Genomic DNA, 23,096 nt, shown 5'->3' with positions numbered 1-23,096 from the left:
GCAACTGCTCTGGGCGGGCGGGTGACGTGTCCACACACACAGTCGGCCGACGACCGGCATGACGGTCGCGTTCGGGGGGATGATCTACCCGGTGGCGGGTGGTCTTTCCACGCTCGCCACGACGAGACGATTGGGGATCCGGCAATGGCGACCAATATCAGTGAGCAGCCCGCGAAGGCGTCCGGCACGTACCAGATCGGTGGCGACGTCACCGTCAACCGGCTCGGCTACGGGGCGATGCAGATCACCGGCCCGGGTGTCTGGGGTGACCCGAAGGACCCGGCCGAGGCGCTCCGGGTGCTGCGCCGGGCGGTCGAGCTGGGCGTGACGTTCATCGACACGGCCGACTCGTACGGGCCGTTCGTCTCGGAGTTGCTGATCCGCGAGGCCCTGCACCCGTACGCCGATGATCTGGTCATCGCCACCAAGGCTGGGCTGAGCCGGTCCGGCCCCGGCGACTGGCGTGCGCTGGGCCGCCCGGAGTACCTGCGCCAGCAGTGTGAGCTGAGCCTGCGCCACCTCGGCCTGGACAGCATCCCGCTGTACCAGCTGCACCGGATCGACCCGCAGGTGCCGCTCGCCGATCAGCTGGGTGAGCTGGCGCTGCTGCGGCAGGAGGGCAAGATCCAGCACATCGGGCTGTCCGAGGTGAGCGTCGCGCAGATCGAGGAGTCCCGCGCGATCACCACGATCGCGTCCGTGCAGAACCTGTACAACCTCGCCAACCGCAGCGCCGAGGACGTGCTGGAGTACTGCGAGCGCAACGACCTCGCGTTCATCCCGTGGTTCCCGATCGCCACCGGTGAGCTGGCCCGCCCGGGCGGCCCGCTGGACGCCATCTCCACCGCGCACGGCGCGTCGCCCGCGCAGCTCGCGCTGGCCTGGCTGCTGCGCCGCTCGCCGGTGATGCTGCCGATCCCCGGCACGTCGTCGGTGGCGCACCTGGAAGAGAACGTGAGCGCGGCCGACGTGCGGCTCACCGACGACGAGTTCGAGGCGCTCGCCAAGGCGAGCTGACCCCGGTTGCCGTGTGGGTGGCCCCAGCCGGGACCACCCACACGGACCGGTTCACAGCGCGAGGCAGTTGGGTCGCACCGAGCCGTCGACCAGGGCGCCGCGCACGATGGTGTACGCCGTACCGTCGAGCACCAGGCCGAGGTGCCCCACCACCCGCAGCGGGCAGTACGCCTGGATCAGCACGTTGGTCGCGCCGTCGTTGACGGCGGCGTTCCCGGTCGGCCGGACCAGCTCGTCCTGCAGCGTGCGGATGGTGGTGTAGCGCACCGCGCCCGGGGTGTCGTCGCCGTCGTTGAGGTCGGCGAGGAACGCCGAGCCGATGGTCATCTGTTGGCAGGCCACGATTCCGGCGCAGCTGCCCAGGCCCAGGAACGCCACGATGTTGGCCACGTAGGTGCCGTACTGCGGCGAGCCCAGGCTGACGTACCGGCCGACGGTGGCGGTGCCGCCGAGCCTCTTGAGGTAGTAGCGGGCGACCAGACCGCCCTCGGAGTGCCCGACGAGGTCCACTGTGGCCGCGCCGGTGCTGGCCCGTACCTGGTTGACGTAGGTGGCGAACGCGCGGGCCGAGGTGGGGATGTCACCGAGGCCCAGCCCGGGCAGCTGGTAGATGAAGGTGCGGTAGCCGTCGCCGCGCAGCCGGGCGGCGATCGGCTCGTACGCGACGGCGACGCCGCTGAGCCCACCGACCACGATCACCGGGTTGGCCGCGGCGGCGGCGGCGAAGGCTTCGGGGGCGGTGGTGACCGGGGCGGGATCGGCGGGGGCGGCGGTCGCCGTGGCGGTGGACGCGAGCACGGCGGCGGTGGCGAGGGCCAGGACGAGGGCGGTCTTTCGGAGCAGCATGGCTGCACCTCCGGGGGGAGGCACCCGGCGAACCGGGCAGGTGGGTGGGGTGTCCGGTCGACCGTGCGACGATGATGCGCGCAACAATTTAGAAACGTCAATGATTTGTTACGCGCCGGTAACCCGTTGTTCCTGCGAGTGTGCAAACGGGCATACCGCCGCGCTCCATATCGGACACCAACGGTGACTGGCATGCTGTGGTCGTGGCTGTCGACGAACCCACCGAGCGCCAGCTACGGGTGATGCCGTGGTGGCTGGTCCTGGTCGGCCTGCTGGTCGCCGCCGCCCTGGGCTGGCTGGTGCTGGACCTGCTGCTCACCGAGGCCGACCGGGCCAGCCAGTCGGACACCCGCGCCGCACTGCGCATCGACGCGATCCGTACCGGCCTGACCGTGGTCGCCGGCACGGGTGGCGGCCTGGCGCTGCTGCTGGCCGCCCGCCGGCAGTGGATCACCGAGCGCGCGCAGCGGCACCAGGAGAGCGTCGCCGCGCGGGACCAGGCACACCGGGACCGGGTGCAGGCGCACGCCGAGTCGGTGGCCGAGGCCGCGCAGCGCCACCAGGATCGGCAGTCCGGAGCCGCGGAGCACGACGCGGCGGAGCGTCGGCTGACCGAGCTCTACACCCGGGCGGTCGAGTTGCTGGGCAACGACAGCGCGGCGGTACGCCTCGGCGGCCTGCACGCGTTGGAGCGCCTCGGTCAGGACAATCCGGGGCAGCGCCCGACGATCGGGGCGGTGCTCTGCGCGTACCTGCGGATGCCGGCGCCTGACGACGAGCCGCGCGAGATCGAGGTCCGGCGCACGGCGCAGCGCGTCCTGACCCGGCACCTGCGCGGGGACGACGCGGCCTACTGGCCGCAGGTCACGCTGGACCTGGCCGGTGCCCGGCTGGTCGACTTCGACGCTGCCGGCTGCACGCTGGTCGACGCGGACTTCACCGGCGCGGTGTTCACCGGCGCGACGAGCTTCGCCGGTGCGAGCGCGCGAGGGCGGCTCCTGCTCGGGGCGGTCTTCGGCGACGTCGTCCTCGACGATCTGAGCGCCGACGACGAGGTCGTACTCGACGGCGCCCACGTCGGCGGGGAGGCAAGCCTGGAGCGGGCCGCGTTCCACGGCGGCCTGTCCTGCCGGCGGGCGAGCTTCGACGGCCCGGTGTCGTTCCACGGGGCACGCTTCGGCCAGCCGGCCACCTTCGACGCGACGCGCTTCGCGGACGCGGCGACCTTCGGCGAGGCCACCTTCCTCAGTGGCCTGTCGATGCAGCACACCGAGTTCGCCGGGCGCGCCGGGTTCCGCGCGGCACGCTTCGCGGACATCACGCACTTTCGCTGGACGGTGTTCGGCGCGGAGGCGGTGTTCGACCGGGCCCGACTGGAGGGGCCGACGAACTTCGGGCGGGCTCGCTTCTGCGGCCCGGCCAGCTTCGACGGCGCCTGGTTCAGTCAGCCGCCGCAGGTCGACCAGGCGCGCGCGACAACCGAGGGCGGGCACGTGTGGCCGTCCGGTGCGACCGTGCGGCCACTCGACGACGAGTGGCTGCTGCTGGTCGACCCCTGACCGCCATTCGGCAGGGCGCAGGCCGCCAGGCGCGTCAGCCGGGCCTTCACCGCGTCAGCGGGCGGCTCCGGCGCGCAGGCCGTCGAGGGCCACGCCGAGCACCCGATCGCGCTGCTCCGGTGACGGGAACTGGGCCATGGTGAGCCCGCTGATCAGCCGCACCACGTCGTCGAAGCCGATGTCGTCGCGGACCACGCCGGCGGTCTGGGCGCGGCGCATCATCGGCTCGCCGGCGGCGTAGATCTCCGTCCGGCAACTCTGGAAGATCTCGGAGTCGTGCAGCAACTGCTCGGCGAGCGCCCGCTTGGTGGCGACGTACGCGACGAACCGGTGCAACCAGGCGACGAGGGCGTCCCACGGGGGCAGCTCGGCCAGGTCCTCCGCGGTACGACTCAGCGCCCGGACCTCTTCGACGTACACGGCCTCGAAGAGGTGCCGCCGGCTCGGGAAGTTGCGGTAGAGGGTGCCGATGCCCACCCCGGCCCGGCGGGCGACGTCCTCCAGGGAGGCAGCGGCGCCGTTCTCGGCGAACGCGTCGCGCGCCGCAGCGACGAGGGCGTCGTAGTTGCGGCGCGCATCGGCCCGCTTGGGCCGCTGCGCGAAGACCTCGGGCATCCCCGCGCTGGTCATGACGTGCGTCACCTCACCCTGGTTGCATCCGGAGGCACCCCTCCGATAGCTTAGTGGAGGCACCCCTCCGGAATCCCGGAGGCCTGCCTCCGGTTAGCTTACCTCGGGACCCGCCCGATCGCCGCCTGGCCACCCGATCGCCCGGACCCGACAGACCAGCCCGTCGCAGACGACGGGCGACAAGCCTCCTTCCGTACGTCATCAGGAGTTTTCTCTCGTGGCAGTGCCCTCCCGACGCGGCTCGCGTCGACTCACCTTCACCGTGCTCGCGGCCGGCGCCGGGTTCTTCGCGATGCTCCAGTCGCTGATCACCCCGGTGCTACCGACCATCCAGCAGGACCTGCACACCTCCCAGAACACCGTGACCTGGGTCCTGACCGCCTACCTGCTCTCCGCGTCGATCTTCACGCCGATCCTCGGACGCGTCGGTGACATGGTGGGCAAGGAGCGGATGCTGGTCGTCTCGCTCGCCGCGCTCGCCCTCGGCTGCCTGCTGGCCGCCATCGCGCCGAACATCGGCGTCCTCATCATCGCCCGGGTCGTGCAGGGCATCGGCGGCGCGGTCTTCCCGCTGTCGTTCGGCATCATCCGCGACGAATTCCCGGCCGCGCGGGTCGGCTCCGCCGTCGCCGCCATCTCGGCGATCGTCGCCGTCGGCGGTGGCCTGGGCATCGTCCTCGCGGGCCCGATCGTCGCCGCGCTGGACTACCGGTGGCTGTTCTGGATCCCCATGGTCGTGGTCGGGCTGACCGCCGTCGCCGCCCACCTCTTCGTCCCCGAGTCGCCGGTCCGTACCCCCGGACGCATCGACTGGCGGGCCACCCTGCTGCTCTCCGGCTGGCTGGTCGCGCTGCTGCTGCCGATCAGTCAGGGCGCGACCTGGGGCTGGACCTCCCCCCGGGTGCTCGGCCTGCTGGCGCTCGCCGTGGTGCTCCTGGTCGGCTGGCTGGTCACCGAGGTCCGCTCGACCAACCCGCTGATCGACATGCGGATGATGCGCCTGCCCGGCGTCTGGACCACCAACCTGGTCGCCCTGCTCTACGGCGCGTCGATGTTCTCCGTCTACGCGTTCCTTCCCCAGTTCGTGCAGACCCCGACCGTCGCCGGATACGGCTTCGGCGCCAGCATCAGCCAGGCCGGTCTGCTCATGCTGCCGATGCTCGTCGCGATGTTCGTCGCCGGCCTCGTCGCCGGTCGGCTGCAGGCCGTCTTCAGCGCCAAGGCGCAGCTCGCCACCGGTGCCGCGTTCAACGTGGCCGCCGCCGCGATGCTCACCGCCGCGCACGACACCCGCTGGGAGGTTGCCCTCGCCGGTGGCCTGGTCGGCCTCGGCATCGGTCTGGCCTTCGCGTCGATGGCCAACCTGATCGTCGGCAGCGTGCCCGCCAGCCAGACCGGCGTGGCGACCGGCATGAACGCCAACATCCGCACCATCGGCGGCGCGATCGGCGCGGCCGTGGTCAGCGGTGTGATCACCGCGAGCCCGCAGGCCAACGGGTTGCCCCGGGAGGCCGGCTTCACGATGGGGTTTCTCGTCCTCACCGCGATCGCACTGGCCGCCGCACTCGCGGCCCTCGCCGTCCCGTCCACCCGGCGGGCGTCGGCCGGTCGCCGGCCGTCCACCGCGACGATCGTCGAGTCGGAGCTAGCTGGCGAGTTCGCCACGATGCCCGCGACCCGCTGACCTACGTCGGAGCCCGGGCGGTTCGCCGCCCGGGCTCCGACGTCTCCAGGAGTACGCTGGCCGCTCCCCCATTTCGTCGTCTTCAGGATGCGCCCATGCCCGAACTGCTGACCGCCGACCGCATCGACGAGATCGGCTCACTGGGTCCTGAGAGCCCGGACCCGGCCGCGCTGGTCGCCGAGCTGGTCGGCGCCGTCGACGAGGGGCGGGTCGCCGACCCCGACGACATCGGACACGCTCTGCTCGTCGCCGCAGAGATCCTCGTCGAGGCGGGCGACCTGGCCGATGCGCTCGCACTGGCCACCCGCGCGATAGCCGAACAGTCGGGCGACGTCGCGTACGCCCGATCTCTGCGCGGCGGTCTGTTGCTGCGCCTTGGCCGCGAGGACGAGGGCATGTCCGAGCTGACCGCCCTGCGCCCGCTGCTGGAGACCGACCCGGACGCCACGTTCCTGATCGACGACCTGGTGGAGGCCGGTCATACCGAGACGGCGCTGGAGTGGCTTACCACTGCGCTGGAGGCGATCCTCGAACGGACGCGGACCGAGCAGCACGAATCCGAGGATGCCCAGGACGAGGCCGCAGCCATGATCTACGGCCTGACCCAGGTCCGACACGACCTCCGCGAGGAGCAGGGCCTGCCGCACGACGAGTTCGACAACCTCGCCGACCGACTGCGCGCCGCGAGCGACCACGCGCTCGACGCGCTGGACGACGGCCCCGCGACGCTGCTGTTCTGGCCGCAGGCGGAGTTCAACGCGCTGCTGTTGCGCTGGCCCGCGCTCGTGGACAGCTACCCCGCCACCTGGGACGACCACCGCGCCCAGATCGAGCGGGCCCTCGTCGAGGCGTCCGGGCTGGGCAGCGCCGACCTGGGCGTGGTCGCCGGCTCCGTCGATGCGCTGGCCGCCTTCGCCGAACAGGAGGACCGCGACCCCACCGACGAGGAGACCCAGGACGAGTACGCCGACTCGCTCACCGGGCCCGACCTCCGGTCCTGGCCGCCCGGCCGCAACGACGCCTGCTGGTGCGGGTCGGGTAGCAAGTACAAGAAGTGCTGCCTGCCGCGCTCGCGCGCCTGACCCGTTCCGCGCAGGGCAACACACGCGTTCCCGCGCCGCTAGGCTCGTGGCATGACAGCGGCGGGACAGCGCGAGACGATTGAGGACAGTCCGGTCGGCTGGGTCGCCAGCCACATCCGGCGATACGTCGAGACCGACGGCGCCGATGGTGGCACCTTCCACGGCATACCCTCGCTGCTGCTCACCACCCGCGGACGCCGCACGGGCACCCTGCGCCGCACCGCGCTGATGTACGGCCGCGACGGCGACAACCACCTGCTGGTGGCGTCCAACGGGGGCGCGGACAAGCACCCCGCCTGGTACCTGAACCTGAGCGCCGACCCGACGGTGGAGATCCAGGTCGGCGCGGAGCGGTTCGCCGCTCGGGCCCGGACGGCGACGGCCGAGGAACGGGTCCGGCTGTGGCCGGTGATGACGAAGGTCTTCCCGACCTACGCTCGCTACCAGAAGGGCACCGACCGCGAGATCCCCCTCGTCGTCATCGAACGGGCACCTCAGGAAGAATCCACGATCGATTGATTTCCGTCAGTGTCGGGCAGGATTACGGTGACCGCCGGTAAGCACCCACTCCGGCAAGGAAGATCTTGTGCGCCGCATCATCACCACCATCGCACTACTCGGCCTGTCACTCTTCGTAGTGCTGGCGCCGACGCCAGCAAGCGCGGCAAGTAGCGTCGAGGCCACGTCCAGGGCCTTAGTCGCGCGAGGCGTCGCCGTCGACCTCACCCTCACCGTGGTCTGCCAGGCCGGCATGTCCGGCATCTCGAACCTCACCCTTCGACAGCGGTCGGGTGACCGGGTGGCGCACGGGACGGGCTCGGCGCCGCTCCGCTGTTCCGGTGAACCCCGGTCGTGACGGGGCGGGTGTTCGCGGATGCGGGCGGCTTCGCCTTCAACAAGGGCGTAGCGCTCGCCAGCGGGCACTTCGAGCTGTGCGAGCAGGAATACTGCGATTTCCTGGACTTCAACAACACGGTCCGCATCACTCGCTGACCCTGGCGGGCGTCCGACCGTCGAGGTCTACGGTGATCAGGTGATGAGAAGTAGGTCAGAAATGCTCCTGGCACCTGTTTCTCATCACCTGATCACTGCCGGCCTCTGACCGTGGCATGAGAACTCGACCTGCGTGGGCACGAAACTCCACACCTCAAGGGACGAGCGAGCTCGGCGAGGGTGCGCAGCCGGTCACCGGTGCGCGGCCGGTCACCGGTGCCTTCCGATCCTCTCGGTTCCGTGCCTCGCGTCGCCCGTCGCGGTTAGGCAGCGCCGGCGTCAAATCCTGGCACAGCGCAGGTCGCAAGGTGATCTCGGCTGCCGCGGGAGGCTGGTGGGTTGCCGCTGCCACCACCCGTGGTCAGTTTCCCAGCGCTCGTACCTTGGCGATCGTCTCCTGCACGTGCTGCTTGGCCGGGTCGCCACCCTGCGACGCCTGCGCGAGCGCCTGGCGGTAGGCGTCGATCATGCCGACCAGCGGGCCGGCGGCCACGCCCTCCAGAGCACCGGCGACGAGCGCCCGCGCCTCGGCCGCATCCTGTGCTGCCGCTGCGGTCTTGGCCTTCGCCTCGTCCAGCTTCTGCGACGCCGCCGCCAACCTCGCGATGATCTGTGCTGCGCTCACGCGCACCTCCCCCTGGTCGACCATCGCCTCCACCACCGCACCGGCGGAGACCACATGGGAGCGTACGAGATCCGCGCACCCAGCGCGACCACGCGATCGCTCAGTCGTGAGGACGAGGGTTTTAGGCCTCAAGCAGTGCGAGGGAATCGACCCTGCTCAGCGCTCAGCGACAAACACGCCGACGCCACCGACACCCTCCACCAGGCCCTCGATCTTGAGCGCGTTGATGGCCTGGCGAACGACGATGGCCGAGACGTCATGCTGACGACACAGCTCGGAGGTCGAGGGCAGTTTGTCACCCGGCGCGAGTTCGCCGGACTTGATCTGAGCGCGGATGCCGTCGGCGATCAGCGCCCACTTTGCTTTGGCGGGCATTTGGTGTCTCCCAGGTCTGCTCCGCCATTCGATCACGAGCAACTTTGTATAGCAAGCAATGTGCGGTCAGTGCTTGCGCGTACATGACCTGTTATATAAGCTCTCCTCTGACCGGCTCCCAGGTCTGCAAACCCGGAGTTGGTTCGTTCCCACCGCGCAGAGAGCGCCCGGTCGTTCGGTCCCCCCGTCCGGCCGGGCGTGCCGGGGCGTGCCCGCACGCCACCCCAGCACACCGCGATGAGCAGCAACGTCGTGACCATCAAGGAGACCGACCCGACGGGAGCCTCGGATGCCCGATCGACCCGACGAACGCCCCACCGACCCCCCAGCCCGACCTGAGCAGCACCACCGCCTCGTGTCCGATCAGGACGTCGAGGATGCCGACGACGTCCTCTTCGCTCATCCGCCTCGTGTGGTGCGCCGCTGGCTCTGCGAGTGCGGCGTGGACTACCCCTGCACCGATGTGCGTTTCGCCCTCCTGGTCAAGTCCACGGCGGAGGCGGGCGAATGAGCACCGGCACCGTGGACGACCTGCGTGACGCCTGGCTGGCAACGATCGCCGCCGCAGACCGGGCCGGTGCGCAGTTGCACGGGGCGGGGCCACCCGGCCGGCGGCTGCCCTGGCAGGACGCGGTCACGGAGTGCTGGCGAGCGTTGAGTTTGGTCTACGCCGGCCTGGCCGCGGATCGGGAATCGCCGTCAGGCTCGGCCGGGGACCTGCTCGCCGGACTGCGCGCGGCTCGGGTCGACGCCGATCGGGCCACCGCGCTGGCCGCCCGCGTCCGCTGGCGGTTGGGTGCGACCGAGGACCGGCTTCGGCGTACTCGAAGAGTGCCGGACGCCGTCGCGGCCCGACACTTCGCGGCGGCCATCACCCGGTTGGACCTGGTCGGTGCCCGACTCGCGGTCGGCGGCTGCCGGATCGACCGTTCGGTGGCGGCGTTGACCGACGAGCCGCCGGCATCGCCGGCACCGCACGCACCTGCCAGCACCAGCGCCGAACAGATCGCACGCGGCTGCCGCGCGGCGAGCGTGCTCGTGAGCAGGCGACGCCGACAGAGGAGGGCACTCACGATGATCAGGGGACGACGATGGTGACCGACCCGCACGCCGCGCTGCGCGGCCTGCTGGCTGGGCGGCTGCGCGGCCACGAACGGCGGCTGCGGCGGTTCACCGAGCCGGACTGGCGGCGGTACGCCGATCTGCTCGCCGAGGCTCTGCTGGTGGCCGTGCGGCGGCGGTTCGTCGCCGGGCAGGATCGGGCTCCGGTGATCCGGTTCGTGGCGTCCTCCCGGGAACGCTACGACGCCACCGGGCGCGACGTCGATCCGGCGGTGGCCGAGGCCCTGGTCTGGTCGGCGCTCGGCGAGCGCCCACCGGTGCCCGACGACGCGGCGGCGATCGTCGCGCGGACGGTGCTGTTGCTCGCGCTACTGGAGGACGAAGGTCTCACCGACAGCGAACGCGACGAGATCCTCGCGGCCGCCGCGCACACCGCCGACAACTCAGCGCAGGGCGCGGATAGACAGCATGCTGCACCGGCGGAAATCGACCAGCAGCAAGCTGTTTCGGGGGCAATGCCAGGCCGGGAAGCGCCATAGACTCGGCGGCCGGCACGGTGCGCGCATACAGCTGATGGAGTGACGCGACGTGACACCTCAGGAGACGCCCACAAACCCGGCCGGTCGACGCAGAGCCGTTGTCATCGGGCTGTGCGGCGGTCTCGACGGAGTAGCCGAGGCGTCCTACCGCGGCGGCAGGAAGATCCGGCCCCGGGCCGACTCCCGCGCGGTACGCGACGCCACGGTCAGCCAGGCGACGACCAGCAGCACGTAGCCGGCAACCGCGGCCCACCGGAAGAACACGGAGTCGGTCCGCAGCGCGAGCCCACTCGTGCCGGTGACGACGGTGCCGAATGGGAAGGTGAAACTCCACCAGGTCAGCGAGAACGGCAGGTGGGCCCGCGCGGTGCGGACGGTCACCGCGGCGGCGATCGCCAGCCACATCATGGCGAATCCCCAGGTGGGCAGGCCGTAGAAGAGGGCGAGGGCCTGCGCGGCCGAACCGTAGGGCGCGGGCAGCGCGAGCGGCGCGGCGTTGCCGAGCAGGTTGGCGGCGGTCACCGACTGCCCCAGTGGCCCGAGGACGATCCAGAGCGTGGGCACCATCGCGGCGGGGCCGATGCCGTGGTGGACGAGCCGCTGCCAGATCTGGCCGACGATGATCACGGTGGCGAAGAGGCTGATGCCGAACATCGCGTAGCAGGTGAGCAGCAGGGTGAGCCGGATCTGGCCCGCCGGCGCGTACGGGACGAGCAGCGCCCCGGTCGCGGCGGACACCATCGGCGGCACCACCGGCATCAGCCAGCCGCCGAACGCGGCGTCCGGCGCGATGCGGTGACTCGTCATCATCTTGTACGGGATCCAGGCGCTGGTGACGAGGCCCAGGAGGGTGCCCCCGACCCACAGCACGACGTCCACGGCGAGCGCGGCGGACAGCCCGATCCAGTCTTGACCCAGGATGAGGGTGCCCGCACCGACCGTCAGGAGCGCCATCGCGGGAGCACCCCAGAAGTGGGCCAGCACCGGGTTCTCCGCGTGGCCCCGTGCCGTCACGGGGTAGCGGATCCAGTGCACCGCCCAGGCCGCCGTCAGCGCGACGAGCAGAAGGGCGGCCAATGCCCACACCACGGTGGCGGCGACCCGCAGCCCCGGCACGTGCACCGGCAGCGTGGCGGCGGCGTTCGCCACGATGCCGGTTCCCATGATCGAGGCGTACCAGTTCGGGCCCAGATTGCGGAACAGCTGCGACGGGTGGTCCAGGTCGCGGAGCAGTCCCCAGATCAGGCGTACCGGGGCAGGGCCGGCGGCCGGTGGGGCGGGGAGGAGCGCGGTCATGTCACCACACTCACTCCGGCAAGCCCGGTCAACCAGGGGTTATCTCCTGATACATCCATAGACTCGGCCTATGCCCCTTCCGAGTCGGGTCGCCGACCTCGCCGCGTTCGACCTGCTGCTGTCCGTGGCGCAGCTGGGAAGCGTCGGTGCCGCGGCCCGCACGCACCGCATCAGCCAGCCCTCCGCCAGCGCCCGCATCCGCGGCCTGGAAAGCCGGCTGGGAGTCGCCCTGTTGCAGCGCTCCGCGCGGGGCTCGCAGCTCACGCGCGAAGGGGCTCTGGTGGCGGAGTGGGCGCGTGGCGCGGTGGACGCCGCCGCCGCGCTGGAAGCGGGGATCACCTCCCTGCGCGTCGCACGCGACAGTCTGCTCCCGGTGGCGGCCAGCCTCACCATCGCCGAATACCTGCTGCCCCGGTGGCTCGCCACCCTGCACAGCACCGCGCCCGCCGTCTCGGTCTCGTTGACCACCGGAAACTCCGACGAGGTCGCCGCGGCGGTGCTGAGCGGCGCGGCTCAGGTCGGCTTCATCGAGAGTCCGGAGGTCCCCCGTGGGTTGCAGAGCCGCACGGTGACCCGGGACACGCTGACCGTCATCGTCGTCGGCCGCCATCCGTGGGCCCGCCGCCGCTCGGGAATCACCCCGCTGGAGCTGGCCAGCGCATCCCTGGTCAGCCGGGAGGAGGGCTCGGGCACCCGGCGTTACCTTGAGCACGCCCTGTCGCGGCAGGCCGGCCTCACCCTCGCTCCCCCGGTGCTGCAACTGTCGTCCACCACCGCCATCAAGGCTGCCGTCCTGGAAGGCGTCGCTCCGGCGGTGCTCAGCTCACTGGTGGTGGCCAGCGAGATCGCGGCGGGAGCGCTGCACCCGGTGCCGGTCATCGATCTCGACCTGAACCGGACCCTGCGGCTCGTCTGTCCCCAGGGCCGGCCTCTGACCGGGCCGGCACAAGACCTCGCCACGATCGCCACCCGGCTCGCGGATGCCGAACCCGTCCCCCCAACCCGGTAGTAAGAAGACCTGACTACCGGGTTGGGGGGACGGCCGGTTGGCAACGCCGCACGAATCCCTTGACCGACGCAACACGCCTAACCGTCCGCGGCGTCCGATGCCAACGTCTGCTTGATGACGGTCATGCCATGCTCCATGGCGGTGTCGAGTGACGCGGCGAGGTCATCGGGGCAGGACGTCGTGAATCCAGACGAGCCGGCTGTGACCGTCGCGCTGGTCGAAGACCTGCATGGAGGCGTTGTCATGTGCGTCGGCGCTGGACACGATGAGAATTTCCTTGTGGATGGAAGCCATTACGTGGTCTCCCCTTCCTGATAGCGATGTAGCGGGAGCCGGGACGGTCAGTCGCTGCCGATGAGGCAGAACAGATGCCCTTGCGGATCGGCGAGTACCACCCACTCGTCCCCGCCTGGCTGGAACTCGGGCATCGTCGCGCCGATTGCAAGCAACTCCTTGACTGCACGCCCCAGGTCAGTGATCTTGAAATCGAGATGGGCCTGCTTGGCCGGGTCGGGCCAGCTCGGAGGCCGGTAGCCCTCCACTCGCTGGAGACCGAGCTGGATCGGGCCACCATTGCCCAGGTGCACGCAGTGCTCGTCGCGGTAGGTGACCTCCCAGCCGGTCACCGTCCGGTAGAAGTCGGTGAGCTGGTCTGGGTCGGCACAGTCGAGGACGATCGTGGTGAACTCCGCCAATGCGGGCATGTCGCTAACTCCTTGAACTCGTTCGGGCTCATGGAGCAGCCTGCCCGCGCGCGCTGCCCCCGTCTTGAAGATCCTTGCGCTGGTTGTCAGACCTCGGCCGTAGCTTCGAGACATGCGCTCGTTCGCTGTTCTCGCCGCCCGGCCGGAATTCACCGTGACGGCGGTGTCCTGCAGGGACGACCACAAGGGGTGGTCGGAGGCCGAGTCGCAGGACGACTATCGGGTCGTGCTCGTTCGCCGTGGCCGATTCCGCAGGAGGATCGCCGGCGTCCCCGCAGAGGTCGACCCGACCCTCGCCTACGTTGGCCTGCCCGAGGAGGAGGAGCATTTCGCCCATCCCTCAGGCGGAGATGTGTGTACGTCGGTGAGCCTGAAACCGGCACTGTGGCGGGTCCTGGCAGGTGACGCGGCGCGGGTAGCCAGGTCGACCGTGTACATCGACTCCCGGCTCGACCTCACCCACCGCCGAGTCCTCACCGCCGCTGGCGCCGGGGACCTTGACTACGCCCTCATCGAGCGACTGATGGACCTGCTCAACCGCGTGGTCGAGCAGGTCGTCGCCGGCCCGACGCCTGCGGGTGCGAGCCCCGTCCGGGCCGATCACGCGCTTGTCGCGGCGGCTCGTGCCGCGTTCGGCGAGGAGCATCCCGCCGCGACGGGCCTGCTCCCGCTCGCCGAGTTGCTCGGGGTGTCGCCGTACCGGCTGAGTCGGGCGTTCACCCGGGAGCTGGGGGTGTCGCTGACCCGCTACCGGAATCGGGTCCGCGTCGGCCGGGCGCTGGACCGACTGGAAGACGGGGAGTCCCACCTCGGCGTGCTCGCCGCGGATCTGGGCTTCGCCGATCAGGCGCACATGTCTCGCACCATCCGGGAGCACCTGGGCCACACGCCGACGGCGCTGCGTCGCCTCCTGTCCGAGCCGCATCGAGGCGTTCGGTGATGCCGCGACCGGTCGCCTCCTGAGTTGAGGCCGTGGGTGGGGCAGGGATGCCTCAGGATGCTGCGTCGGGTTTCAGCGGACGGCGTCACTGAGTCGGACGGCATCAGTGAGTCGGGTGGCGAGGTCTCGGACGTGTGTGATCAGTTCGGGTGGTCCGTGGATCTGGAAGCGAAAGCCGAACGATGCGACGTAGACGGCGATCTCGTCGAGCGAATTGGATCCGGTGTGCAGGAGACAGGTGCGCGGGTCGACGGCTTCGATGACCCCGACGGTGGGCGGGATCCGTTCGGTGGCGGTCTCCGCGGACACGTACAGGGTGATTCGGGCCCGGTAGCGGTAGGCGGCGGTCGAGACACCGTGTGTCAGGTAGCCGGCGAGATCGACGTCGGGTGCCGCTCTGGGGGTGAAGCGGGGGCCGGTCGGGATACGGGGATGGATTCGGTCGACCCGGTAGGTGCGCCAGTCGCGCCGGTCGGTGTCCCAGCCCACCAGATACCAGCGCCGGCCCGTATGGATCAGCCGGTGGGGTTCGGTGTCGCGCACCGAGTCGGTGCCCTCGTGGCTGCGGTAGTCGAAGCGGAGCCGCTGGTGGTCGCGGCAGACGGCGGCGAGGACGGTCAGCACGTCCGGGTCCACGGTAGGGCCGGCGGCAGGGACCGTGACGGTGACCGAGTGCAGCAGGTTGAGCCGGTGGCGTACTCGCGATGGCAGTACCTGTTCGAGTTTGGCCAGCGCGCGGAGCGAGGTTTCCTCGATGCCGGTGACGGTGCCGCTGGCGGCGGTACGCAGTCCGATGGCGACGGCGACAGCCTCCTCGTCGTCGAGCAGTAGCGGCGGGAGCTTCGTTCCGGCGCCGAGCCGGTAGCCGGCCGCACCGGGGACGGCGTGCACCGGGTAGCCGAGATCACGCAGTTTCTGGATGTCACGCCGCACGGTCCGCACGTCCACCTCAAGGCGTTGTGCGAGGTTGGCCCCGGTCCAATCGCGGGGAGTCTGCAGCAGCGAGAGCAGGCGCAGCAGTCGGGCGGAGGTTTCCAGCATGCCGCAAGTCTGTCAGCAGGCTAGGGCCGGACCTGTCCTAGCTGGCCAATAGTGTGGTTGTCATGAGCGCACAGATCACCCCGTTCCGGATCGATATTCCCCAGGACCGCCTCGACGACCTGGGCCAGCGGCTCGCCAACACCCGTTGGCCGGACCAGGTACCCGGCGGCTGGGAGGCCGGAGTGCCGCTGGACTACCTGAAAGGCCTGGTCCACTACTGGCGCACCACGTACGACTGGCGCGCCCACGAGGCGCAGCTGAACGAATTTCCCCAGTTCACCACCGACATCGACGAGCAGTCCGTTCATTTCCTGCACGTGCGTTCGCCCGAGCCGGACGCGCTGCCGCTCATCCTCACCCACGGCTGGCCCGGCTCGATCGTGGAGTTCATGCAGATCATCGGTCCACTGACCGATCCCGCCCGGCACGGCGGCGACCCCGCTGACGCCTTTCACGTCGTGGCACCGTCGCTTCCGGGTTTCGGCTTCTCCAGCCCGCTCGCCGCCCCGGGCTGGAACACCAGCCGGGTAGCCCGCGCCTGGGCCGAACTGATGAACCGCCTCGGCTACGAGCGCTACGGCGCGCAGGGCGGCGACACCGGAGCGATCGTCTCCCCCGCACTCGGCCGCGTCGACCCCGATCATGTGATCGGCGTGCACGTCAACAACCTGGGCACCTTCCCCTCCGGCGATCCGGCCGAGCTGGTTGGCCTCAACGAGGCCGACCAGGCCCGCCTCGCACTGATGACGACCTGGGGTCGAGACATGAGCGGATACGCCATCGTCCAGGCAACCCGGCCGCAGACGATCTCCTACGCCCTCACCGACTCACCCGTCGGGCAGCTCGCCTGGATCGTCGAGAAGTTCAAGGAATGGACCGATCCGGCCGCCGAGCTGCCTGAAGACGCCATCGACCGCGACGTGATCCTCACCGACGTCTCGGTCTACTGGCTGACCGGCACAGCCGGATCCGCGGCCCGCATCTACTACGAGGACGCCCAGACCTGGGGCCAGGCACAGCCACGCTCACCGGTACCGACCGGAGTCGCGGTGTTCCCCAACGACATCACCATCCGACCCCTGGCCGAACGCGACCACAACGTCGTGCAGTGGACCGAATTCAGCCGCGGCGGCCATTTCCCAGCCCTGGAGGCACCCGGCCTCCTCGTCGACGACGTGCGCGAATTCTTCCGCAAGCTCCGCTGACGGCACGTGACCACGTCGCCGGTCGAAGATCGACACGACCTCGCCGATGTTGCGGTATCCCGCGGCCCGGATACCGCAACCTCGGCGATATCGAGTGGATCATGCCCGGCTGGGCCGCCACCTCGGCGCGTGGAGGCCGAACACGACGAATCAGCGCAGGCCGCGGACCAGCAGCAGGTAGGCGCAGTAGGCCATCGGCACCAGCAGGAAGCAGATCAGGAACCCGAGCGGCAGGTAACGCGGCGGGGTGCCGGCGACCATGGCCGGCCTCCCCCACCGGCCCAGCACCAGGTACCCACCGAAGAACGCCACCGCCGGCAGCCCCGCACAGATCCACGCACCAAGGGTGAACCCGTCCACCAGGCCAACCCCGGAGGCGAGCACCAGGGCCAGCATGAGCACCCCGGCGGCGGTCCCGCACCCGGCGTAGACGGCGACCGACCGGGCCAGCGGTGACCACGTCGGCAGGAGCGCCGGCCGCTGGGCCAGTAGCTCCGCCTGCTGCCCGTGCCGGTCGGCCTCGTCGGCCATCCGCCGGGCCAACTCCAGCTCCACCTCCGGGTCGACCGCCGCCGCACGCTGGGCCGGCACCCCGGCACCCGCCGGGCTCACCGCCGTCGGCAGCGCCAGCCGCGCCTCGCCTGCCGGCAACTCGGGGTACGCCCCGACCCCCGCCCGCCCCGGCGCGCCGGCTGCGCCGTCGAATCCCCCGTCCCCCGTTCCGGGCGCGGTGGAAGGGCCGGCCCCGGCAGCAGAGGCCCACTCGGCTCCGGACGATGGCCCGGACCCGGCAGCGGAGGTCGACTCGGCTCCGGGCGGTGGGCCGGGCCAAGCGGCAGTCTCGCCCGGACGCCCCGTCCCGGGGGCAGGGCCGGCGGGCGGCTGGTCGATGCCGATCGCCCGGCCGAGCTGGTCGAGGCGTTGCCCCTGGGCGGTCAGCCTCTGCTGCAGGTAGTCAACGGCGGCGTGCAGGTCACGGCGGCGCGCGGTGTCGGCGGCGGCGTGCTGCTCGCCGACGCGGTGCTGCTCGGTGAGCTGTCGGGCCAGCGCCGCGTACTCCTCGAAGGACACTGTCACCGCTCCCCGTCCGGCTCGTGCCCGTCGCCGACGAACGGGACGATCAGCCGTGTGCGCTGGTCGTGCCGGTCGATCAGCAGCGCCCGGTCGGCGCGGGGCGTGTAGGCCAGGTCGTGCGCCCCGAGGTGCAGGGCCAGCTCGGCCCCGGGCACGTTGAGTGCTACCAGGCAGGCGACGTCGTCGCGGTTCTGGGTGCCGCCGAGGTCGTCGGCGAGCCGCCGCAGCCCACGCCACCAACCGAGCAGGTGCACCCCGTGCCCGGGGCCCTGGCGCAGGAGTGCGCGCAGATCGTCCAGGCCGGAGCGGAACGTGCCCGGGTCGGCGGCCCCGAGGACCGGCGCGGCGGCGTCCATGCCGAACACCACCAGGTATTCGCGGCCAGCGGGCTCGGCGGCCAGCGTGGCGATCCGGTCGCGCAGCCCGACCGCGTCGAGGCGCCGCACCGGGTGGCCGGCGGCCCGCAGCGCCGTCTCGGTCTCGTCGGCGACGGGGTCAGCGGCGCTGACCAGGGAGGCCAGCTGGAACCGGGCGTCGCCGGGGGTGTGCTGACGGGCCAGGCTCAGCGTCGCGGCGCGCAGCACGTCCGCGCCCGTCGGCGCGGTGCCCACCACGGCGAGGTGCCGGCCGGGGGTGGTGTCCATCAGGAACAGTGCGGTGGTGCCGTCCACGTCGACCGTTCGGCCGACCAGGGCCATCGGACGCCGGCCACCGGGGCGCAGACCGGCGAAGGTGGAGTCGTCCTCGACCCGTGCGGCCTCGTACCCCTTGAAGACCGCCGGTGCCCGCGAACCCGGCGGGCGGGCCTGCCACAGCTCGTGGCGCAGCGCGGCGAGATCCGCCGCGGCGCGGTGCGCGTCGGGAAAGCGCAGCACGGTGTCGGCGCCGACCGCGCCGGCGGCGGTGTTGACCACGGCGGAGCCGATCGGCAGGGCCGCGGCGGCGTCGTTGAGCGGATCGAGCACCCCGCCGCCACCGGGCAGCGCCACCCGCAACGCGAACTGCCCGAAGATCGCCTCGGCCCGCCCGTAGAGGGCCTCGATGCCGGTCATGCTCTGGCTGGCGAGCACCAGGTGGATGCCGTACGAGCGGCCCTTGCGGGCCAACTCCTCCAGCAGGTCGACGGACTCGCGGGCCAGCGCGTCGTTGCCGGCGAGCAGCACGTGGAACTCGTCGATGACCGCCACGACGCGCGGCAGCGGATTGTCCCGGGGCAGGTCGGCGAGCTTCGTGACGCCGTGCCGCTTGAGCGCGCTGGCCCGGCGTTGCGCCTCCCGACGTAGCTCGCGCAGCACGGCGAGGCCGTACTCGCGGTCGGATTCGATACCGACGGCGCGGGCGTGCGGCAGCCACGACGGGTCGCGACCGGTGGGCACGAACTCGGTGAAGCTGACGCCCTCCTTGAAGTCGAGCAGGTAGAGCTGCAGCTCGGCCGGGGAGTAACGGGCGGCCAGCCCGTAGAGGACGTCGAGGAGGAAGACGGTCTTGCCGGCGCCGGTGCGCCCGCCGACGAGCCAGTGCGGGGTGGCGTCGTCGAAGGCCACGATCAGCGGGGCGCCGCCGGCCCGGCCGATCACCGTACGCAGACCGTCGCCGGCGGACTCGGCCCAGCGCCGCTCGGGCAGCAGCTCGGTGAAGGGCAGCGCGTCGGCGCGGCGGGCGGCGTCGCCGAGGTGCTCGGCGAGCGCGCGTACCGAAGCGGGCGGCGGGTCGCCGTCGAGCAGGACGGGTGCGGCGAGCCCGCTGCCGTCGGCGCTGAACGGGGTGCCCGGCGGGTCGCCGACGTGCGCGTACCCCTGGTCGAGCCGGACCGCGGTGGTGCCGCCCAGCGGCGGCGCGGTCTCACCGGGCAGCCGGGACGGATGGCCGGCGAGCAGCACGCAGACGGCGGCGGCGGGGCCGGCATGGGTGAGAGCGGCGAGCCGGGCCAGCTCGCGTGGCGGTGGCGCGGCGGTGGCGACCACCACCAGCAGGTGCCGGGCGGCGGGCTGGCCGTGCTGAGCGGCACGGGCATGCTGCTCGACGGCGTCCAGCAACGCGGCCACCTCGGCCTCGCCGGTGGCCGGCGGGTCGAGCACCCCGGCGTCGAGCAGGGGGCGCAACGGGCCGAAGGTGGCGCCCAACGCGGCGGTGTCGATGCCGGCGACCCGGACCTGACCGGGCGGTGCGGTGGCGACGAGCCGCAGCACCAACGCCCGCAGCAGCCCGGCGACCTGCGGGTCGCGGGCGTCGGTGTCCAGGGCCAGGTGGTGGCCGCCGCCGAGCGGGACCAGCACCGGGAAGCCTCCGTCCGAGGTGGACGCCTCGCCGATCCGCACCGCGGCCGGCGAGTCGGTCAGCGGCGTGGCGCCCGGGGTGGGAGTGGCCAGGGCGCCGCCGAGGCGGGCCAGTCGGGCCACCAGCTCACCGGCGCCGACCGGCGTGGCGGCAGCCGGTGCCGTGCCGAGCGCTCCCCGGGCGGTGTCCAGGTGCGCCCGGGCCGCCCGGTGGGAGTTGACCGCCTGCCCGTACGTCGACGCGAGCCTGCCCAACCTCTGCCCCCAACGCCAACGGCCGCCTGGTCCCAGGAACCCTAACGGACACCCGTGGCACCCGGACAGTCCTGCGAGGACGTGTCACGCGGGGCCTGTCAGACGGGGCCTGTCACGCCGGGCCTGTCACGCCGGGCCTGTCATGCCGGGCCGCAGGCCGCCGGGCCCGCCACGTCGGCCACCCCGCAGCGGAACACCTCCACCGGCGCCGCCGCGACGTTGGGCACCTGCTCCACCCGCATCAGCGCCAGCCGTTTGTCGACCGGCTCCCCCGAGTCGGGGGTGAACCGGATCAGCCCGGCCACCCCCGGGTAGCCCTGGCCGGCGTTCTGCCGAAGCACCTCCGCGTGCACACCCACCGGGTTGACCGAGGTCGGCTCCCAGCGTTGCCGAGGATCGGCGTGGTGCAGCCGGGCGGCGAGGCTCTCCACCGCCCGGACCATCATCATCGCCGCGTCGTAGGCGAGGCTGACCCGCTCACCGACCTGATGGCCGGTGTCCGGGCGGCAGCGTGGCGGGTCGAGCAGGTCGTCGGCCTGGATCCAGGACAGGAAGCTGGCCCGGGCGTCGTCGCGCCGAGCCTCAGCGGCCCGCAGCGCGTCGCAGGTGGCCAGAGCGGCCTTGGAGACGTACGTGACCGGCAGGTTGCCGGGCGCGGCGGCCCGCAGCCCGGGGTTGGCCATGTAACGGTTGGCTGAGTCGTCGGCGACGAGATGCCGGGGCGGGTTGCCGCCACACTCGCGCAGCGCCCGCAGGAAACCGTCGAACTCCGTCCACCGACCCGCGTAGAAGAGCAGACCGGGGTAGCCGCACTCGTCGGTCAGCCGCTGCCCGGTGCGCCACTCGTCGAGACGCGTGATCCGGGCACCGAACCGCTGTCGGAGCCCGTCGACGAGAGTGCCCACGTAGAGATCCTCGGTGAGCGAGCTGCCCTCCAGCGTCGTGTAGTAGACGTGCGCCTCGTCGACCTTCAGCACCTGTTGCGCGTACGCGTCGACCATCTTCACCTGATCGGCGTTCGGCGCGGAGATCTGCAGGTAGAGGCGGGAGTTGGCGTCCATCCGGTCGGCGGAGAGCGTGGGTGCCAGCACCGGCAGCCCGACCTGGTTCAGCTCGCGCAGCGCTCGGGCGGTGCTGGTCCGGCTCTCCACCAGCCCGACCACCCCGAGCACCGTGGGGTCGTCCCGGGCCAGCTCGGCCAGCATCGCCACGGCCCGGTCGGCGTAGATCATCTGCCGGCCACCGTTGGCCACCACGATCCGCAGCAGCGCGGCACCGTCGGCGCCGGCCGACTCCTTCAGCAACGCGTACTGGGCGGTGGCCATGCCTTCGAGCTCCTCCCGCTCGGAGACGTACGACTCCTCGTCGGCGCGGGTCCGGTTGCCGGTCAGGGTGCCCAGGTAGACCAGGGTGAGGAAGGGCCGACGTCGGTCGCTGCGCTGCCAGACCTCCTCGGCGGCGCGGTTCTGCGCGAAGATGCGCTGCTGGATGGTCCGCAGCCCGTCCTGGCCGGGATCGTTGTTGAACACCTGAGCCGCGCTGTCGCTGTAGCCGACGCACTCGCCGCTGGCGACCACCTCGACCGAGACCCGGCCGCCCGTGAGCGAGGGGTGGCAGCCCGGTCCCCACCGGCTGCCCGCCCACGCGCCCGCCGCGGCCAGCAGCACCAGGCAGAGCGCCGCCGGCAGGAAGCGCCGCGACCACCAGGGCGGGTCGGGCGCGGAGAACGGCCGCACGCCGCCACGCGAGGGCGGGCCGGTGTCGGTGTCGTCGGGGCGCAACGCCACGAGCCAGGCGGCCGGGCGGCGCAGCCGCCGCATCTCCGGCAGCGCCTCGGCCCACTCGTCGTACGCCTCGTCAGCCTCGGTCAACGGGTGCGGTTCGGGCAGCTCCGGCGGGGGTTGCCCGCCGGAGGCGACGATGAACAGCGGGTCGTTGCGGCCGGTCTCGGTGCGGACGTCGCCGATGAGGCGAACCAGTTCACCGCCGACGTTGCCGGGGGCGACGTGGTCGAGCAGCAGCGCCGGGTACGCGGTGCGCCGCCAGTCCGACGGGCGCCACGGTCGACGCCGGTACGCCTGCCGCAGGTCCTCCAGGAACGCGTGCAGCAACAGCTTGTTGACCTGGTCGGGTTGTTCGCCGTCGCGCCAGCCGGCGGTGAGGCGCTCGGCGAAGCCGAGGAAGGTGACCGACTGCCGGGGCGCGAGGTACTGCTGGCGCATGAACCAGTTGTAGTGCCGCCCGAGCACCGGCACCCGGCCGGAGACGGCGGCCCGGAACACCGCCCCGGGCACGGCGCGGCGGACCAGCCAGAGCAGCACCTGCGAGACGATGCTGACCGCGTCACCGCCAGAGGGCAGCGCCTCGGGCGTACGCGGGCCCCGGCGGTCCCGCAGCCGGCGCACCAGTGCCGCGCGGCTGTCGTCGGCGTCGATGCCGAAGCTGAGACTCTGGTGCATCAGCCAGTCGGCGAGCGGGTAGTGCCGGAAGCGCAGCCGGGCGGCACCGAACGCCTCCAGGGAGAGCTGCCGGTGCAACTCGCGCAGCAGGGAAGGCACGTCCCCGGCACCCGGTGGCGCGTCGGCGTCCAGCACGGCGTGCGGCACCCGCCGCCGGGGGCCCTGGCCGAGGAATCGGCGCAGCGGCACCATCAGATCCGGGGTATCGGAGCGGACCAGCCACAGCAGCGGCAGCCGGCGGTCACCGCGACGGGGTCGCCGCAGCAGCCGTGCGAGCAATGCGAAGAACTCCAGCCCGCCTGCCGGCAGCCGGTCCCGACCCGCAACCGACTGCCTCTGGCCGATCAACTCCTGCTTGGGGACCTCGGACCGTCGCACGCGTCACCTCCGATTCCACTCAGTGTGACGCATCGGGTACAGACGCG

The 23,096-nt window shown here is 71.8% G+C and carries 23 protein-coding genes; 12 read left to right on the top strand and 11 right to left on the bottom strand.

Going from position 1 to position 23,096, the window contains the following annotated elements; all coding sequences use genetic code 11:
* The first annotated feature begins 144 nt into the window (after positions 1–144).
* Complete coding sequence (locus ABZT18_RS22295) at positions 145–1,017, top strand: aldo/keto reductase (protein WP_354994775.1); 873 nt, start codon at positions 145–147, stop codon at positions 1,015–1,017.
* A gap of 51 nt (positions 1,018–1,068) precedes the next feature.
* On the opposite strand, the gene ABZT18_RS22290 is transcribed toward ABZT18_RS22295, so the two are convergent.
* Positions 1,069–1,863: an alpha/beta fold hydrolase gene (locus tag ABZT18_RS22290; RefSeq protein ID WP_355252393.1), complete on the bottom strand. Its 795-nt coding sequence runs from the start codon at positions 1,861–1,863 to the stop codon at positions 1,069–1,071.
* A 203-nt stretch (positions 1,864–2,066) separates the two neighbouring features.
* On the opposite strand from ABZT18_RS22290, the gene ABZT18_RS22285 reads away from it, so the two are divergent.
* Positions 2,067–3,422: a pentapeptide repeat-containing protein gene (locus tag ABZT18_RS22285; RefSeq protein WP_355252390.1), complete on the top strand. Its 1,356-nt coding sequence runs from the start codon at positions 2,067–2,069 to the stop codon at positions 3,420–3,422.
* 54 nt (positions 3,423–3,476) lie between these two features.
* Here ABZT18_RS22285 and ABZT18_RS22280 read toward each other — a convergent pair whose 3' ends face one another.
* Positions 3,477–4,052: a helix-turn-helix domain-containing protein gene (locus ABZT18_RS22280; protein WP_354994778.1), complete on the bottom strand. Its 576-nt coding sequence runs from the start codon at positions 4,050–4,052 to the stop codon at positions 3,477–3,479.
* 217 nt (positions 4,053–4,269) lie between these two features.
* Between ABZT18_RS22280 and ABZT18_RS22275 the strand changes: the two genes are divergently transcribed.
* From ABZT18_RS22275 to ABZT18_RS22260, 4 genes are all read left to right on the top strand, one after another.
* A complete protein-coding gene (locus ABZT18_RS22275; protein WP_354994779.1) occupies positions 4,270–5,736 on the top strand; it encodes an MFS transporter in 1,467 nt (488 codons plus the stop codon).
* Positions 5,737–5,831: 95 nt separating this feature from the next.
* Entirely contained in the window at positions 5,832–6,818 is a 987-nt protein-coding gene (locus ABZT18_RS22270) for an SEC-C domain-containing protein (protein WP_354994780.1), read from the top strand.
* A gap of 51 nt (positions 6,819–6,869) precedes the next feature.
* Entirely contained in the window at positions 6,870–7,337 is a 468-nt protein-coding gene (locus ABZT18_RS22265; protein ID WP_354994781.1) for a nitroreductase/quinone reductase family protein, read from the top strand.
* A gap of 345 nt (positions 7,338–7,682) precedes the next feature.
* Complete coding sequence (locus ABZT18_RS22260) at positions 7,683–7,811, top strand: hypothetical protein (protein WP_355252387.1); 129 nt, start codon at positions 7,683–7,685, stop codon at positions 7,809–7,811.
* Between the two features lie 361 nt (positions 7,812–8,172).
* Here the strand turns inward: ABZT18_RS22260 and ABZT18_RS22255 are convergent, their stop codons facing one another.
* Both ABZT18_RS22255 and ABZT18_RS22250 read right to left on the bottom strand, forming a co-directional pair.
* Positions 8,173–8,436: a DUF6244 family protein gene (locus tag ABZT18_RS22255; RefSeq protein WP_088949318.1), complete on the bottom strand. Its 264-nt coding sequence runs from the start codon at positions 8,434–8,436 to the stop codon at positions 8,173–8,175.
* A 156-nt stretch (positions 8,437–8,592) separates the two neighbouring features.
* Positions 8,593–8,811, bottom strand: a complete 219-nt coding sequence (locus ABZT18_RS22250; protein WP_354994783.1) for a winged helix-turn-helix domain-containing protein — start codon at positions 8,809–8,811, stop codon at positions 8,593–8,595.
* 289 nt (positions 8,812–9,100) lie between these two features.
* Here ABZT18_RS22250 and ABZT18_RS22245 point away from each other — a divergent pair, with 289 nt between their 5' ends.
* Genes ABZT18_RS22245 through ABZT18_RS22235 form a run of 3 tightly spaced genes read left to right on the top strand, consistent with a single transcriptional unit; the run spans position 9,101 to position 10,412 of the window.
* Positions 9,101–9,322 (top strand): hypothetical protein, encoded by a 222-nt coding sequence (locus tag ABZT18_RS22245; RefSeq protein WP_354994784.1) that lies wholly within the window; start codon positions 9,101–9,103, stop codon positions 9,320–9,322.
* Positions 9,319–9,909 (top strand): hypothetical protein, encoded by a 591-nt coding sequence (locus ABZT18_RS22240; RefSeq protein WP_354994785.1) that lies wholly within the window; start codon positions 9,319–9,321, stop codon positions 9,907–9,909. Before ABZT18_RS22245 ends, ABZT18_RS22240 begins: the two co-directional genes overlap by 4 nt.
* Positions 9,903–10,412, top strand: a complete 510-nt coding sequence (locus ABZT18_RS22235; RefSeq protein ID WP_354994786.1) for a hypothetical protein — start codon at positions 9,903–9,905, stop codon at positions 10,410–10,412. Before ABZT18_RS22240 ends, ABZT18_RS22235 begins: the two co-directional genes overlap by 7 nt.
* Positions 10,413–10,556: 144 nt before the next feature.
* Here ABZT18_RS22235 and ABZT18_RS22230 read toward each other — a convergent pair whose 3' ends face one another.
* Positions 10,557–11,708 carry a TDT family transporter gene (locus ABZT18_RS22230; protein WP_354994787.1) on the bottom strand — a complete coding sequence of 384 codons (1,152 nt, stop codon included), beginning with the start codon at positions 11,706–11,708 and terminating at the stop codon, positions 10,557–10,559.
* 70 nt (positions 11,709–11,778) lie between these two features.
* Between ABZT18_RS22230 and ABZT18_RS22225 the strand changes: the two genes are divergently transcribed.
* Positions 11,779–12,717: a LysR family transcriptional regulator gene (locus tag ABZT18_RS22225; RefSeq protein ID WP_354994788.1), complete on the top strand. Its 939-nt coding sequence runs from the start codon at positions 11,779–11,781 to the stop codon at positions 12,715–12,717.
* Positions 12,718–12,879: 162 nt separating this feature from the next.
* Here the strand turns inward: ABZT18_RS22225 and ABZT18_RS22220 are convergent, their stop codons facing one another.
* Both ABZT18_RS22220 and ABZT18_RS22215 read right to left on the bottom strand, forming a co-directional pair.
* Positions 12,880–13,011 (bottom strand): hypothetical protein, encoded by a 132-nt coding sequence (locus ABZT18_RS22220; RefSeq protein WP_354994789.1) that lies wholly within the window; start codon positions 13,009–13,011, stop codon positions 12,880–12,882.
* A gap of 47 nt (positions 13,012–13,058) precedes the next feature.
* Complete coding sequence (locus ABZT18_RS22215; RefSeq protein WP_354994790.1) at positions 13,059–13,421, bottom strand: VOC family protein; 363 nt, start codon at positions 13,419–13,421, stop codon at positions 13,059–13,061.
* 112 nt (positions 13,422–13,533) lie between these two features.
* Here ABZT18_RS22215 and ABZT18_RS22210 point away from each other — a divergent pair, with 112 nt between their 5' ends.
* On the top strand, positions 13,534–14,361 hold the full coding sequence (locus tag ABZT18_RS22210) for a helix-turn-helix transcriptional regulator (RefSeq protein ID WP_354994791.1): 828 nt from the start codon (positions 13,534–13,536) through the stop codon (positions 14,359–14,361).
* A 72-nt stretch (positions 14,362–14,433) separates the two neighbouring features.
* On the opposite strand, the gene ABZT18_RS22205 is transcribed toward ABZT18_RS22210, so the two are convergent.
* Positions 14,434–15,402, bottom strand: coding sequence for a YafY family protein (locus ABZT18_RS22205; RefSeq protein WP_354994792.1), 969 nt, complete (start codon positions 15,400–15,402; stop codon positions 14,434–14,436).
* 74 nt (positions 15,403–15,476) lie between these two features.
* Between ABZT18_RS22205 and ABZT18_RS22200 the strand changes: the two genes are divergently transcribed.
* The gene (locus ABZT18_RS22200) at positions 15,477–16,607 is read left to right on the top strand and encodes an epoxide hydrolase family protein (protein ID WP_354994971.1); all 1,131 of its coding nucleotides are present in this window, start codon (positions 15,477–15,479) and stop codon (positions 16,605–16,607) included.
* A 150-nt stretch (positions 16,608–16,757) separates the two neighbouring features.
* On the opposite strand, the gene ABZT18_RS22195 is transcribed toward ABZT18_RS22200, so the two are convergent.
* From ABZT18_RS22195 to ABZT18_RS22185, 3 genes are all read right to left on the bottom strand, one after another.
* Positions 16,758–17,678: a hypothetical protein gene (locus ABZT18_RS22195; protein WP_354994793.1), complete on the bottom strand. Its 921-nt coding sequence runs from the start codon at positions 17,676–17,678 to the stop codon at positions 16,758–16,760.
* 2 nt (positions 17,679–17,680) lie between these two features.
* Positions 17,681–20,212, bottom strand: coding sequence for an FtsK/SpoIIIE domain-containing protein (locus ABZT18_RS22190; protein ID WP_354994794.1), 2,532 nt, complete (start codon positions 20,210–20,212; stop codon positions 17,681–17,683).
* Positions 20,213–20,352: 140 nt separating this feature from the next.
* Positions 20,353–23,049, bottom strand: coding sequence for a hypothetical protein (locus ABZT18_RS22185; RefSeq protein ID WP_354994795.1), 2,697 nt, complete (start codon positions 23,047–23,049; stop codon positions 20,353–20,355).
* Positions 23,050–23,096: the final 47 nt, after the last annotated feature.

It is taken from the genome of Micromonospora sp. NPDC005291, from assembly GCF_040607415.1.
Classification (GTDB): Bacteria; Actinomycetota; Actinomycetes; order Mycobacteriales; family Micromonosporaceae; genus Micromonospora.
The sequence above is the reverse complement of the archived record's forward strand: the minus strand, read 5'-3'. Positions and strand labels throughout refer to the sequence as shown.